The sequence below is a fragment of the Nocardioides agri genome, assembly GCF_013778305.1.
Classification (GTDB): domain Bacteria; phylum Actinomycetota; class Actinomycetes; order Propionibacteriales; family Nocardioidaceae; genus Nocardioides; species Nocardioides agri.
Map to the genome: position 1 here is coordinate 1,627,912 of NZ_JACEIC010000002.1, position 11,776 is coordinate 1,639,687.

The window sequence follows — 11,776 nt, forward strand, 5'->3', positions numbered from 1 at the left end:
CGTCGGGTCGCGTCCGGCGGCAGCCTAGTCCCCGGCCTGGTTGTCGAGTGGGCGGGTTGGGTTAGGCGCTCCGACGCCCGCTAGCATGAGGGCTGCTTGTCCCGACGAGAGGCACCATTCAACTCATGACCGCCACCCACGCCGACTACCGGCTGAGTCAGCTCGACCAGCTGGAGGCGGAGTCGATCCACATCTTCCGCGAGGTCGCCGCCGAGTTCGAGAAGCCCGTCCTCATGTTCTCGGGGGGCAAGGACTCGATCGTGATGATGCGCCTCGCCGAGAAGGCCTTCTACCCGGCCAAGATCCCCTTCCCCGTGCTCCAGGTCGACACCGGCTACGACTTCCCGGAGGTGCTCGCCTGTCGGGACAACTGGGTCAGCCGGCTCGGAGCCCGCCTCATCGTGGCCAGTGTCGAGGAGGCCATCGCCGACGGCGTCGTCATCGACGACGGCAAGACCAGCCGCAACCGCCTCCAGATCGGCACCCTGCTGAACGCCCTCGAGGAGGGCGGCTTCACCGCCGCCTTCGGCGGTGGCCGGCGCGACGAGGAGAAGGCGCGCGCCAAGGAGCGGGTCTACTCCCACCGCGACGAGTTCGGCCAGTGGGACCCGAAGATGCAGCGCCCCGAACTGTGGAGCCTCTACAACGGCCGGATCCACGAGGGCGAGCACATGCGGATCTTCCCGATCTCCAACTGGACCGAGCTGGACATCTGGCACTACATCGGTCGAGAGGGCATCGAGATCCCCTCGATCTACTTCTCCCACCAGCGCCGGGTCTTCGAGCGCGACGGCATGCTGCTGACGGAGTCCGACTACAACCCGCTCCGCTCCGGCGAGACCGTCGAGGAGCGCACCGTCCGGTTCCGCACCGTCGGGGACCTGACGCTGACCGGATGCGTCGAGTCGGAGGCGGACACCATCGACAAGATCATCGACGAGGTCGCCATCGCCCGCGTCACAGAGCGCGGCGCGACCCGCGGCGACGACCGGTTCTCCGAGGCAGCCATGGAGGACCGGAAGAAGGAAGGCTACTTCTGATGAGCGACCAGACCACCGACCTCACGAAGGCCGAGGTCGCGGAGCAGACGCGCAACATGGACCTGCTCCGCTTCGCCACGGCCGGCTCGGTCGACGACGGCAAGTCGACGCTCATCGGGCGGCTCCTGCTGGACTCGAAGTCGATCTTCGAGGACCAGCTGGAGGCCGTCGAGGCGACCTCGCAGTCCAAGGGCTACGACTACACCGACCTCGCGCTGCTCACCGACGGCCTCCGTTCCGAGCGCGAGCAGGGCATCACGATCGACGTCGCCTACCGCTACTTCGCGACCCCGAGCCGCAAGTTCATCATCGCGGACACGCCCGGCCACGTGCAGTACACCCGCAACATGGTCACCGGCGCCTCCACCGCCGACCTCGGCCTGGTGCTCGTCGACGCCCGTCAGGGCCTCACCGAGCAGTCCCGCCGGCACGCGGTGATCCTCTCGCTGCTCCGCGTCCCGCACCTCGTGCTCGCGGTCAACAAGATGGACCTCGTCGACTTCGACGAGGCGATCTACGAGCGGATCCACGCCGAGTTCACCCAGTTCGCCACCAAGCTCAACATCCCGGACCTGGTGGTCATCCCGATCTCCGCGCTCCAGGGCGACAACGTGGTGACGCGCTCCGAGAACATGCCGTGGTACTCCGGCCCCACGCTCATGCACCACCTCGAGCACGTGCACGTGGCCTCCGACCGCGACCTCGTCGACGTCCGGTTCCCGGTGCAGTACGTCGTGCGCCCCAAGTCCGACGAGCACCACGACTACCGCGGCTACGGCGGCATGGTCGCCGGCGGCGTGCTCAAGCCGGGTGACGAGGTCGTCGTGCTGCCCTCGGGCATGACCTCGAAGATCGCCGGCATCGACCTCTTCGACCGCGAGATCACCGAGGCGTTCCCGCCGATGTCGGTGACCGTCCGTCTCGAGGACGACGTCGACGTGTCGCGCGGCGACATGATCGCCCGGGTCAACAACGCCCCGAAGCCGTCGCAGGACATCGACGCGATGGTCTGCTGGATGACCAACGAGCCGCTGCGCCCGCGCCAGAAGCTCGCGATCAAGCACACCACCCGCTCCGCGCGGGCGCTGGTCAAGGACATCCAGTACCGCCTCGACGTCAACACCCTGCACCGCGACCAGGACACCAAGGAGCTCGGCCTCAACGAGATCGGCCGCGTCCAGCTGCGCACCACCGTGCCGCTTCTGTGTGACCCGTACTCCAAGAACCGGACCACCGGTTCGTTCATCCTCATCGACGAGGCCACCGGCGTCACCGTCGGTGCGGGAATGATCAATAGCGGCAGCTGAGGGCTGCTAACCGCCATGTGACTGGGCGTACCAACGCGCAGAGGTCCGCAGTCACATGGCGGCCGGGCAGCGTCCGCCACACCGCCGCAGCTCGGACAGCACCGTCCGCCAGACCCGCTCAGCCGACCCGGGTTCCTCGTGGAGCCCGAGCGCCGCGCGCACCCTTGCCCTCTCGGCGGGCCAAGCGGTCGCTGTGCCACTCAGATCCCTGATGAAGTCCTCGAGTGCACCGGCCGCGGACAGATCCGGCCCCGGGAGCGGCATGTCGAACGCCGGCGGCAAAGCGCCTCTTCCGCTCCGGAAGGCGGGCTCGTCTGCGACGTGGAATGCGATCGGTCGGTCGGTTACCAAGAAGTCGACCCACACCGCCGAGTAGTCGCTGATGAGCCCGGCGGCCGACCCCAACAGCTCGTAAAGGCCGATCCCCGCTCGACGCAGCGTGCCGTCGTCGATGGTGATAGCGCCCGGAACCTCGCGGTTCACGATGTCAAGAGGATGCGGTTTCACGATCACTGCGAGTCCCTGGTCTTGGAGCAGTCCGACAGCGTCGACGAGACCCGAGCCGAGTCCTTCATCACTCGCGACGTCTGTTGTGTTGCTCCAAGCGACGCCGCCTTCCGGTGTGCCCGCGCGTCGGTATGTCGGCATCCAGACGACGTAAGGTCTCTCAATTCCGAGTGCCTCGAGTCGCTCGGCTGCGACGCCGCGACGCAACTGATCCGAACGCGGATACCCCAGCCACCGCATTCGCCCGGGATCGATGTCGCCGAGGTCGGCCATGTAGTCGCTCATCGCTGAACATTGCCCGACCATCATCGAGGCCGGTTGCGACTTGAGGCGTCGGGTCGGAAACAACTTGCCACCGCCCTTGGGCCCCTCGCCGTGCCACAGATTCACGACCAGCTGGGTCGGCGCGGGTGCTGGCTGGCCGAGGACGCCGTGGGTGAAGAACACGATGCGGGCCCGCAGGAAGCGCCAAAGGACCCTCCCACGATGTCGACTCAGAATCCGGACGATGTCCTGCCCTCGGATTCCCAACGCCGCGAGATAGTCGTCGTCGGGCGCGTCGACCCAGTAGACGCGCCCGCCCCGCCATCGCGAAGCTTGTCGACCGATCTCAACGATGTTCGCTTCCTCTGGGGGAGTTCCCACTAGGAGAACAGAACTCGATTTCGGCACGTACTGATTGATCAAACCAATCAGGTAGGTGAGGAGCCGATTCACAACAGACTCCAATGCTCAGGTTCCCATTCCTTGTGCGCTTGCAATGGACTGCGCGGCCGCAGTCCCCGATTCCCGAAAACACCCGACGGTCGGCCTCGGTGACGCGCCGGCAGACGGGCCTCAAGCTTTCGCGGCAGCACGGCCATCCTTGAGCGCCTGCCAGAGACCTCCGACCACACGAGTCCGGGATGGTTCCCGCCGCCGACTTCGACGCCAAGCGCCACCCGCAGCGATCCCGACTGCCAGTGTCGAGTACGGCCAGCGGCCCCATCGTCGTTGGAAGAGGACGGTGTTCCTGAGCAGGTAGTAGGGCGGAACGCCATCCGACGCCTGGTGCATCACAGCGGAGGGCTGCCAGTAGACGGTCTTGCCGTCTCGGCCGAGCTGGACGTGGTAGTCCAACTCCTCGAGATACAGGAAGTACTGCTCCGGCAACGGCCGATCGCGCAGCGTCTCTCCGTCGTACAAGACGGCTGCGCCGTCCAACCATCGCCGCCTGACCGGTGACTCGGGCAGTCGAACTCGCTCGGGCCACGGCTCGCCATGACCGACGTGCGACGGCCTCAGCAGTCGCTTCGAGAGCACTCCGCCGCGTGACCAGACCCGGGCATCGGCGCCGTGTCCGACAACAAGTGTCGGACCGACAGCAACGGCGCCGGTGGCGAGCATTGCCTGCTCAAGGGCGTGGATGGCACCTAGTTCGGGGAGTGTCTCATGCGTGAGGACGAGCACACGACTTCGTAGCCGACCCTCACTCGCGAGATGCCGGACACCAGTGTTGACGGCAGCCGCGTAGCCGGCGTTGTCGGTGAACAGGAGGTTGATGCCTATGTCGTTTCGCTCACGGAGCTCAACGCTGACATCAATCGACTCGCTGTTGTCGACAACAGTGATCTCAGTAGGGCTTACCCCTTCATCGACGACCGCACGAACCGTCGTCCAGATCGTGTCGACACTGTTGTGGTGAACGATCAGCACCGAGTTCGCAGGTTCTGCGTCGCTGGAGCGGTCCACCACTTGCGGGCCAGTCTCGATGGCCAGGCTCCTTTGCTGCGCGTCCATGTGCAGTTCCGCCGATCCGCCCATCCCTCGCAACAAGCAGGATCCGACCGATTCTATTCGGGCGCCACACTATCGATGGCCCTTTGAGCCGACTGCTCCTGCCGAACCGGGTCTGACGACGACGGCGGATCACAGCGTGTCCAACCTTGGTGCGTCAAGGTTGTGCACCGGCGCTCGCGCCGATCAAAAAGCGCACGCGGTGGAGACCCGCCACCTGGACCACGATGACGATCGCCTCTGCCACCGCCACCGCCACCGCAGCCCCCGCCGCGCCGAACGCGTCGCCCAGGACGAGCAACAACGGCACCCCGACGGCGCTGGCCGCGATTCCGCTGAATGCGATCGTGCGAACCTGTCCGATCCGAGCAAGGTAATAGAGGGTCAGACTCAGGCTTCCGCTTCCCAACGCAACGGTCAGCCCGGTCGCCGCCGCCGTCACGACGCTGATGCTCACCTCGTTCCTGAAGATCAGGGATTCGATCACGGGGCGCATGACGACGAACCCGACGCCGACGAGCGTGCCCAGGCAGAGGGTAAGTACAGTTGCGCGCTTGCTCCGCGAGTCCGACTCCGAGGGATCGTTCGTGGAGACCCAACCTTGAAAGCCAGCCGCGATGGACGACAGTGCCGTCAGGCTGAGGATTCGCAGGCGATCCACTGCTGCGTACTCGGCAACCGCGTGCGGAGCGACGATCATGACGAGCGGCACGGCAAGGGCCGTGTATCCAGCCTGGACCAACCGCGAGCTCACGAGACCGGCGTTCTGCCGGAGGTGCCCCAGCCCTGCAGCGAAGTCGTCTCGGTCTAGGCGCCCACCGAAGCGAAAGGCTCCCAGGCTCGCGCTGGCCAGGGCCGCGAGCAGAAAGAGCAGCGGATACACCACCAGGGGAACCCCCTGGACGAGCAGAACCGCACTCAGCGCACTCACACCAACCTTGGGGAAGGTGTCGAAAAGCAGAATCGCCCTCGAGCTTCCCGTGCCCACCAGATACCAGATCGGGCCTAGACCCCAAGTGCCGTAAGCAAGCGCCATCACGACGGCAGCGACTTGATGGTCGGCGCCCAGCAGGCCAGTTGCCACAGCTCCCAAAGGGATGAGCAAGCTGGCGACACACGTCCTGGAAGTCAGGCTCGCCCGGTAGTAGCGATTGCGGTCCTCCTGCTGCGCAACGGCAATCACGCTCGGACCTGTAGTGCCCCACCCGTATCCGACTGCCATCATCACAAAGGTGCCGATCGCCTGGCCGAGAGCGATAGCGCTCCAACCGTCAGCCCCCGCAGAGGAGGTGATGGCAGGCAGGACAACCAACGGGGAGAGCATCGCGAGCGCCGGGATGCCCGCGAACCCGACGAGACGCCGCCACGGTATGTCCGTCGCGACCTGTTGTCTCACCGTACGGCGCGGATGGCGGCGCACCGACTCGACTCCTGACAACGGGCTCCTTGGCAAAGGGTTTCTCTCACGTCCCTCAACCATGCGACGCGACTCCCCACATCCTAAGCGGCGGACCGCCTCTGCATTCGCGAACCGGCTTCGATCGCGACTCTCGTCGGATAGAATCGTTGCCGGTCAGCGCCTCTCCACTGGTTAGCCCCGCTCGGCCGTCTCACCTTGGAGAGATCGATGGCACGAACCTACGAAACACGCCAACTGGGCGGCCCTGCGCTCACGTCCGCCCTTCTCGGCGCCGCGATCGTCCTGGCCGTTGCCTACACCACACGATCTGCCGTCTACGCGATCACAGTAGGGGCGCTATCGCTACTCCTGACAAGGGTGGACGCTACTCTCCGCACACCATTCGCGATCTGGCTGGGCGCGACCATTTGCATCCCGATCTGGTTCGGGGTCACGGTCGGAGGTGTTCAGGTCCCGTTCGCGACTCTCCTCGCGGTCGCCGCATTGTTCTTCATCGCGACCAGTGGGATGAGTTTTCAGCTCAACATCTACGACTGGCTCGTCGTCGCTCTCTGGGCAGGCACGTTCATCGCCTGGCAGTTCGGGGGATCGCCGGCCTTCTTCAGCGATGCCACCCTCCGGTGGTCTGTGCCGTACTTCCTGGTGCGACTGACCGTCAAACAGGTGGGCCTCGAGCCGGTCTATCGCGCTTTCCTCGCCGCAGGATTGGTCGTAGCCGTGTGGTCGGTCGCCGAATGGGCCACCGACGTCCACATGTTCGCTGACACTGGGTACACCGGGATCGCTCAGCTCAAGGAGATCTGGCAAACAATCCAGCTCCGCAACGGTCACGCGCGGTCTGAGGCCGCGTTCGGCCATTCGATTGCCTTGGGCTGCTTCTTGGCGATGCTGGCACCACTGGCGATGCGCTCCAGGCACCCCGTCGTCTACTGGCTAGTCATTGCCGCCGGCGCCGCAGCGTCGCTCTCCCGGACAGCGGTATTGGCCGTCGCGCTCTCGACCTTGCTCGCCCTCTGGAGCGACTATGGTCGGCGGAAGCGCGCATCCGGCCGCGTTCTCATCATCGGCGTGTTGGCAGCGGCGGCCTATTACGTGGCTACCAGCTACACCACGGTCTCATCGTCGACGGAAGTCGAACTCAGCGATTCGTCGACGTACCGGAGCTTTGTCCTCGAACAAGGACTGCCATTGACTCAATGGATCGGTACCGCGCCGGGAATCAAGGGACTCTTCCAATCCGTTGACAACGCTTATCTCAGGCTGGCCCTTCAGGATGGTCGCTTGGTAGCGCTTGCACTCCTCGCGCTGATGCTCTGCCCGCTGATCCTCGCCATCTTTCGCAGGCCTGGGCCGGCGACCGCCGGCGTCGCAGCAATGAGCGTCGCCTTGACCGCCGTCGCCCTGATCACGCAGTGGGAGATGCTTGTCTTCGCATTACTCGCTACGGCTGCTAGCGAGCTTGAGCAACTTCGAGCGACCTCGGTCGCCGCGATGGATGCTCATGTGATCCCCTCGGGAAAGTCTGAGTCTTGAGATCAATCAGCCTGTCGAACCCGCTCCCCCAGGCACTGCGCCACTACGAAACCGAACTACAAGACACGCTCGCCCGCATCGGCCTCGTTGGAACCGACATCGGAATGCGGGGCGTTGAGGGCGGTCACGGACTCGCGGGTCATATCAAGATGGCTGTCGACTCCGTCCGGAACACTCGCCAGTTTCGACGCGCGTCTGTTCCAATCCTGCAGCTGTGGCCGACCTGGGGACTCATGGAGCTAGCGCTGCTTCAGTCTGCGCGCGCCCGTCACGCGTTGGTCCTCCACGATCCGATTCCGATCACGAAGCAACCTGGCTACGGCAACCTGGGTCGACGTGTCGTCAACGCTGGCAAGTCCGCGGAACGAACCATGGTCATCGTTCACTCCGATCGTGCCCTCGAGGTGGCTCAACAGCAACTGCCCCACCATCACATCTCCAAGGTGCTGCACCCGGTCACGTCCACGGACGCAGCGCACGGGAACGCGAGCGACGCAGCCCCGTTAGTGCTCGTGGCCGGGCAGTACAAGCCAGAGCGAGATCTGCAACTTCTCGCTCGGCTGGGCCCCGAGCTCACGCGGCTGGGATACGACACGCGCATCTCTGGCCGAGGCTGGCCGGACGTACCGGGTTGGACCGTCGACTCTCGGTTCCTTACCGAAACCGAGCTGGAGGCAGAACTGAGTGCTGCCAGCGTTCTTCTGATGCCCTATCGGAACTACTTCCAGAGCGGCGTCGCCCTCCGGGCGCTGGAGTGCGGAACGTTGACCGTTGGCAGGCGCTCGACGTTCCTGACGGACTTGTACGGCGGTCGCTCCGACCTTCTGGTGGACGACGATCGGATCGACTCCTACCTCCGCGCGATCGGAACGGGTATCGAGCGGGCCGGTGCTGGACAACTGCTCGTGGCCTACCGACGCGCTGTCGACATCTCCTGGCAGTCCTTCCTCGCGACGGATGGGGCGTCGCTCATCTCGGAATAGTCGCACGCCCGCTCGCGCGCGGAGCCGCGCCGCACGATGACTGCGCTAGCTGTGCCAGTACCTGTCGACCAGCTCGACGGTCGACTCGATGTTGGCGCGGCTCGAGGCGCCGAAGACGATCGACTCGATGTTCGGGAGGCCGGCGACCCACTCGATCGCCTCCTCCGGACGGATCGCTCCGGATGCGTAGACCGACATCGCGATCGCGCGGAACTTCCGGTTGTGGAGGGCGTCCAGGTAGGAGTCGATCCCGCCCGACATCCGGAATCCGATCTTGTTGATGTTCGAGCAGACGATCGGGTTCACGATGCCGACCGAGTCGAGTGCGTCCAGCAGCCGGGGCAGGTTCATCGTGATGAAGGCCGGCTCGGCGTCGTACCGGGTCGCCACGTGCTCGGCGAAGATCCGGAACGCGTCGGTGAATCCCATGCCGAGCAGGAAGTCGACGACGACGTTCTGCAGGAAGACCACCGGGGTCTTCAGTCCTGTGAACATCTTCATCTCGGCGTCGATCAGCAGGGTCGTGATGCCCTCGATGTCCTTCTTCGCCAGCGATCGCCCGCCACGCATCGCGGCATCCATCAGACCGCCGTCGGGCAGGAACTGCCGGATCGCGCCGAACATGCCCTCCTCGGCCATCGCGTTGGCGTACTTGTGGGCGTACGGCATGCAGGGATAGAAGACCTGCTTCTCGTAGCGCTCCGGATCGGTCCGCATCCGGTCGGTGACCGAGGCGATCCGGTCGTGGGTCGTGCACATGAACGTCGTCACGCCGGCGTCGTACGCCGCGTCGAGGACGGACATGATCGCGTCGAGAGACTGGAAGCGCATCGCCTGGGCGCGCGCCTTCTCCTCCGACATGTGGTTGACGCCGAAGAACTGGTTGTCCCCGAACAGAAGTCGATCCATCGTCTCAGCCCTTCAGCTCCGCGCGGACCGCTCGACGAGCGGCCCTGCGCTCCCGCCAGCTGCGGCGCCGCGGTGTCGTGTCCGTCGTCTCCCCCGTCGCCACAGGACGAACGCCGGCCCGGTCGTTGTTCGCGATGGCGTAGAGCACCTCGTCCGCCGCTGCCGCCTCGACGAAGTCGGCCGCACCACGGATGGCGCCCTCCTCCACCCGCTTGACGAAGGTGGCGAGCTGCGCGCTGTACTCCTCACCGCGGACGTAGAAGTCCACCTCGTCGCTGAGCTCGGTCGTGTAGCGCACCGTCCACCCGGTGTCGTAGCCCTCCGGTGCCTCGACACCGTCGCGCAGGTAGACCTGGATCTCCTGGCGGTCGACGTAGATCTTGCCGTTGGTCCCCCACACGGTCACCCGGGTCGTCATCTTCCGGTGCGACTCGTCGGACCAGCTGACGCTGAGCTGGCCGCTGAGGCCGCCACCCCAGTCGAGGGTGGTGAAGACCTCGTCCTCGGTGTCCTCGGAGAAGACGTGGCCGAGGTAGGTGCCCGACACCGTCTCCGGGCGGCCGAAGTACCAGGTCAGCAGGTCGACGGGGTGGGCAGCGTAGTCGTAGAGCGCGCCCCCGCCCTCCTCTTTCCGGCTGCGCCAGGTGCTGCCCTTCGGCTTGAGGACGACGGGTCCGTACGCCTCGGCCAGCACGTGGCTGACCTTCCCGAGCACGCCGAGATCGAGCAGCCGCTTGGCCTCCGCGAACGCGCCGACGTGGCGGTTGTGGTAGCCGACCTGAGAGACGAGACCCCTGTCCGAGGCGAGCTTCGCCAACGCGAGCGAGTCAGCAGGATCGAGGCAGAACGGCTTCTCGCAGAAGACGTGCAGACCCCGCTCGAGACAAGCGCGCACCATCGGCGCGTGGAACTTCGACGGCGTGGAGATCACGACGGCTTCGACCCCGGTCGACTCCAGCATCTTCTCGTAGTCGGAGAAGGTGTCGACCCCGGTGTACTTGCTCAGCACGTCGAGCACGTAGCTGCTCGAGTCGCAGACGCCGACGACCTTGACGTTGTCGTGCGCGTTGATGATCGAGAAGTGGGACAGCCCCATCTTCCCGAGACCGATGACTCCGACGTTGACCACGTCACGCCCTCTTCTTGTTGGTGGTGCGCGCCAACGTCTTCCGCAGCAGCGCTTCGTACTGGCCGGCGACGCGATCCCAGGTGAACTCGTCCTGGTGCCGGGTGAGCGCGTTCTCGCTCAGCTGCTTGCGCAGGTCGACGTCCGAGATCAATCGATCGACGTGCGCGTCCACGTCGTCCGGAGTGCTGAAGTAGAGGCCCGCGGCTCCGGCCACCCACGCGTTGTACTTGTTGTCGTGGGCGATGACGGGGTTGCCCGCCGCCAGGGCCTCGACGAGCGACGGATTCGTGCCGCCCACCGTGTGCCCGTGCAGGTAGCCGAGCGAGTGGTAGCGCAGGCTCTGGACGCGCTCCGGCTCGTAGATCGCGCCGAGGAAGACGACCTCGTCGCTCGCCGCCTCGATCACGGCGCGGTGGTAGGGGTCGCTCGCCGCTTCGTAGTTGCCGAGCAGTGCGAGCTTCACGCCGCGCTTGCGGGCGGAGAACCCCTGGACGATCTCGAGGATCGAGTTCTCGGGGATCGGCCGTGCGATGAGGGTGAGGTAGCCGTCCGGCTCCAGCCCGAGCTCGCGCACCGGCGCTGAGGAAGCGTGCTCGATCGGGTGCGCACCGTAGGTGATCGTGGTGATCTTCCGGGCGGGCGCTCGGGTCTGGAGGTAGGTGTTCAGCTCCGGGTGGTCGGCGATCAGCTCGGTGCCGGTCCACGCCGCGAAGCGCTCGCCGACGTAGAGGATCGCCTGGCGGAGCTTGCCCCATCGCTTGCGGGACCACTCGATCCCGTCCATGTTGATCACGTTCGGGACACCGGCGATCCACTGGATCAGGTTGAAGACGCCGGTGTTGTAGCCGAACGTCAGGCACAGGTCCCGCCGGCGCACGGCGTGCCAGATGGAGATCCAGTCGAAGCGCGCCGTCCCCGTCCAGCCCTTGTCCGGCACGGAGATGTTGACCCTCTCGATGCCCTGCCAGGTGTCCTCGAATGTCGGGCCAGCGTGGTCGGTCTGGCAGTAGACGATGGCTCGCCAGCCGTGGTCGACCAGGTAGCGCGCGACGTTCTCAGCGGCCGTCTCGAAGCCACCGTAGTTCGCAGGAACGCCGTGCGTCCCGAGGATCCGGACGACAGGCCGAGTGTCGTTGGTCTGGCGCACAACCGTTCCCCATCAGTGTTCAGCA

The 11,776-nt window shown here is 65.6% G+C and carries 10 protein-coding genes; 4 read left to right on the forward strand and 6 right to left on the reverse strand.

Translation table 11 applies throughout. The features are described 5' to 3' along the window. The first annotated feature begins 125 nt into the window (after window positions 1-125). Together cysD and cysN are read left to right on the forward strand one after the other, a co-directional pair. Window positions 126-1,040, forward strand: coding sequence for a sulfate adenylyltransferase subunit CysD (cysD, locus tag HZF07_RS12530; protein ID WP_157342035.1), 915 nt, complete (start codon window positions 126-128; stop codon window positions 1,038-1,040). Next, window positions 1,040-2,347 carry a sulfate adenylyltransferase subunit CysN gene (gene cysN, locus HZF07_RS12535; RefSeq protein WP_157342037.1) on the forward strand — a complete coding sequence of 436 codons (1,308 nt, stop codon included), beginning with the start codon at window positions 1,040-1,042 and terminating at the stop codon, window positions 2,345-2,347. The genes cysD and cysN overlap by 1 nt, the downstream gene beginning before the upstream one ends. Before the next feature lie 51 nt (window positions 2,348-2,398). Here cysN and HZF07_RS12540 read toward each other — a convergent pair whose 3' ends face one another. The 3 genes from HZF07_RS12540 to HZF07_RS12550 form a co-directional block, all read right to left on the reverse strand. Continuing rightward, window positions 2,399-3,571, reverse strand: coding sequence for a CDP-glycerol glycerophosphotransferase family protein (locus tag HZF07_RS12540; protein WP_157342039.1), 1,173 nt, complete (start codon window positions 3,569-3,571; stop codon window positions 2,399-2,401). 120 nt (window positions 3,572-3,691) lie between these two features. Then, window positions 3,692-4,633: a glycosyltransferase family 2 protein gene (locus tag HZF07_RS12545; RefSeq protein ID WP_157342041.1), complete on the reverse strand. Its 942-nt coding sequence runs from the start codon at window positions 4,631-4,633 to the stop codon at window positions 3,692-3,694. A gap of 154 nt (window positions 4,634-4,787) precedes the next feature. Then, the gene (locus tag HZF07_RS12550) at window positions 4,788-6,050 is read right to left on the reverse strand and encodes a polysaccharide biosynthesis protein (RefSeq protein WP_157342043.1); all 1,263 of its coding nucleotides are present in this window, start codon (window positions 6,048-6,050) and stop codon (window positions 4,788-4,790) included. A gap of 207 nt (window positions 6,051-6,257) precedes the next feature. On the opposite strand from HZF07_RS12550, the gene HZF07_RS12555 reads away from it, so the two are divergent. Together HZF07_RS12555 and HZF07_RS12560 are read left to right on the forward strand one after the other, a co-directional pair. Then, window positions 6,258-7,583, forward strand: a complete 1,326-nt coding sequence (locus tag HZF07_RS12555; protein WP_157342045.1) for a hypothetical protein — start codon at window positions 6,258-6,260, stop codon at window positions 7,581-7,583. Then, window positions 7,580-8,566: a glycosyltransferase family protein gene (locus tag HZF07_RS12560; RefSeq protein WP_157342047.1), complete on the forward strand. Its 987-nt coding sequence runs from the start codon at window positions 7,580-7,582 to the stop codon at window positions 8,564-8,566. The genes HZF07_RS12555 and HZF07_RS12560 overlap by 4 nt, the downstream gene beginning before the upstream one ends. Before the next feature lie 45 nt (window positions 8,567-8,611). Here HZF07_RS12560 and HZF07_RS12565 read toward each other — a convergent pair whose 3' ends face one another. Genes HZF07_RS12565 through HZF07_RS24460 form a run of 3 tightly spaced genes read right to left on the reverse strand, consistent with a single transcriptional unit; the run spans window position 8,612 to window position 11,751 of the window. Further along, on the reverse strand, window positions 8,612-9,475 hold the full coding sequence (locus HZF07_RS12565; RefSeq protein WP_157342049.1) for a hypothetical protein: 864 nt from the start codon (window positions 9,473-9,475) through the stop codon (window positions 8,612-8,614). Between the two features lie 4 nt (window positions 9,476-9,479). Beyond that, on the reverse strand, window positions 9,480-10,604 hold the full coding sequence (locus HZF07_RS24455; protein ID WP_181645129.1) for a Gfo/Idh/MocA family protein: 1,125 nt from the start codon (window positions 10,602-10,604) through the stop codon (window positions 9,480-9,482). A 1-nt stretch (window position 10,605) separates the two neighbouring features. Beyond that, entirely contained in the window at window positions 10,606-11,751 is a 1,146-nt protein-coding gene (locus tag HZF07_RS24460; protein WP_181645130.1) for a DUF1972 domain-containing protein, read from the reverse strand. Window positions 11,752-11,776: the final 25 nt, after the last annotated feature.

Bases quoted from the DNA above. Each gene is read 5' to 3' on its own strand.
- cysD (WP_157342035.1), top strand. From the start codon at position 126: ATGACCGCCACCCACGCCGACTACCGGCTGAGTCAGCTCGACCAGCTG.
- HZF07_RS12565 (WP_157342049.1), bottom strand. From the start codon at position 9,475: ATGGATCGACTTCTGTTCGGGGACAACCAGTTCTTCGGCGTCAACCAC.
- HZF07_RS12555 (WP_157342045.1), top strand. From the start codon at position 6,258: ATGGCACGAACCTACGAAACACGCCAACTGGGCGGCCCTGCGCTCACG.
- cysN (WP_157342037.1), top strand. From the start codon at position 1,040: ATGAGCGACCAGACCACCGACCTCACGAAGGCCGAGGTCGCGGAGCAG.
- HZF07_RS12545 (WP_157342041.1), bottom strand. From the start codon at position 4,633: ATGGACGCGCAGCAAAGGAGCCTGGCCATCGAGACTGGCCCGCAAGTG.